We start from the raw sequence: 2519 nt of genomic DNA, 5'->3' as shown, positions 1-2519 counted from the left end.
CTATTACTGTAATTGACAATACCGCTCCTGTTGTAACTACAACGGCAGCTTCATTAAACCAAACATTACAATGCAACAATACTGAAGGTATAACTGCTGCTTTGGCTTTATCGCCTGTTGCTACCGACAATTGTACACTTGCTCCAAATAAAGTTTTAGTGAGTGATATAACAACTGCAGATGCTGATTGTACCAATGCTTATACTAGAGTACGTACTTGGAACTTTACTGATGGTTGTGGAAACACTTCTGCTAATTTTGTTCAAACTATTACTGTAATTGACAATACGGCTCCTGTTGTAACTACAACAACAGCTTCATTAAACCAAACATTACAATGCAACAATACTGAAGGTATAACTGCTGCTTTGGCTTTATCTCCTGCTGCTACCGACAATTGTACCCTTGCTCCAAATAAAGTTTTAGTGAGTGATGTAACAACTGCAGATGCTAATTGTACCAATGCTTATGTAAGAGTTAGAACTTGGAACTTTACTGATGGATGTGGAAACACTTCTGCTAATTTTGTTCAAACTATTACTGTGATTGACAATAGTGCTCCAACTTTTACTACCCCTGCAGACATAACAATTTCAAGTGATGAAAATTGTCTTGCAGACATAAGTACAAGTTTAACTGGTACAGTAACTAATATTCAAGATAATTGCGATTCTAATCCATTAGCTACGTATGTTGATTCTGAATGTTTTGGAAGTTTTGATGAACAAGAAATAAATGCAGGAAATGGGAATTATTTTCCTTTTACTATATCTGGCTTTGATAATTTAACAGCTGCTAATATTGAAAAAATTAGTTTGGCATTCGAAACAAATCAAGGAAAAGGTAGAGCTGAATTTATTTTAGTTGCTCCAAGTGGTCAAGCAATTAAATTAGTTGGACCTTATTGTGAAGGAGGAGAATGTGATGATGAATCATCAAATACTCAAGAATTATATTTACCTGTTTTTTATCCTAATAGTTCAGGTTATACAAAATGGAATAATAACGATTTTATTCAAGAAGGAATTAATCAAAACTTGATACCAAATGGAGAAACTACTTCTTCGAATAGTATTCTTGGTGTATCTTCTTTTGTTTCTAGTTTTGAAGAATTTATAGGATCTATGAACGGAGATTGGTTTGTATATTCAAAAAAACAAGCTAATGTAAATGGTAGTGTTAAATTTAAAAGTGTTTGTTTGAAACCTACTAGTCTTTGTGTAGGAAATAAAGTAATCTCTAGAACTTGGACTGTAACCGATGCATGTGGAAATAAAGGAACTTCAACTCAAACTATCAAAATTATAGATGCTAGTTCTCCAACTTGGATTACTGGTGCAGATGCTTTAAATACTTCTATCGAATGTAATAATCCAGAAGCTTTGGCTAATGCTCAATCTCTAAGTCCAATAGCTAAAGACAATTGCGATACGGATGTTTCCAATATCACTAAAGTAAGCGGTGCGTTTGTTGCTTCTTCTCAATGTGCCAATGCAGGAACGTACACCAACACTTGGACGGTAAATGATGATTGTGGAAACACTTCGGCTGTATTTACTCAAGTGATTACGATTCAAGATACAACAGCTCCAACTTGGTCTACTCAAGCAACAGCTTTAAACACTACGGTAGAATGTAGCGATGCTGAAGCTTTAGCAACGGCCCAAGCTGCTTTCCCTACTGCTGCTGATTTATGCGACACCGATGTTTCTAATATCACTAAAGTAAGCGGTGCGTTTGTAGCTTCTTCTGAATGTGCCAATGCCGGAACGTACACCAACACTTGGACAGTAAATGACGATTGTGGAAACACTTCGGCTGTATTTACTCAAGTAATCACGATTCAAGATACAACGGCTCCAACTTGGTCTACTCAAGCAACTGCTTTAAACACTACGGTAGAATGTAGCGATGCTGAAGCTTTGGCAACGGCTCAAGCTGCCATCCCTACTGCCGCTGATTTATGTGATACGGATGTTTCCAACATTACTAAAGTAAGTGGTGCGTTTGTTGCTTCTTCTGAATGTGCCAATGCAGGAACTTATACCAACACTTGGACGGTAAATGACGATTGTGGAAACACTTCGGCTGTATTTACTCAAGTGATTACGATTCAAGATACAACAGCTCCAACTTGGTCTACTCAAGCAACAGCTTTAAACACTACGGTAGAATGTAGCGATGCTGAAGCTTTGGCAACGGCCCAAGCTGCTTTCCCTACTGCTGCTGATTTATGCGACACCGATGTTTCCAATATCACTAAAGTAAGCGGTGCGTTTGTTGCTTCTTCTGAATGTGCCAATGCTGGAACGTACACCAACACTTGGACGGTAAACGACGATTGTGGAAACACTTCGGCTGTATTTACTCAAGTGATTACGATTCAAGATACAACAGCTCCAACTTGGTCTACTCAAGCAACTGCTTTAAACACTACGGTAGAATGTAGCGATGCTGAAGCTTTGGCAACGGCCCAAGCTGCTTTCCCTACTGCTGCTGATTTATGCGACACCGATGTT

At 38.2% G+C, this 2519-nt stretch carries 1 protein-coding gene; it reads left to right on the top strand.

Going from position 1 to position 2519, the window contains the following annotated elements:
- A partial coding sequence (locus QLS31_RS16125) for an Ig-like domain-containing protein (protein ID WP_282744688.1) occupies nt 1-2519 on the top strand: 2519 nt, incomplete at both ends.

It is taken from the genome of Flavobacterium sp. XS2P24 (assembly GCF_030010285.1).
Taxonomy (GTDB): domain Bacteria; phylum Bacteroidota; class Bacteroidia; order Flavobacteriales; family Flavobacteriaceae; genus Flavobacterium; species Flavobacterium algoritolerans.
The sequence above is the reverse complement of the archived record's forward strand: the minus strand, read 5'-3'. Positions and strand labels throughout refer to the sequence as shown.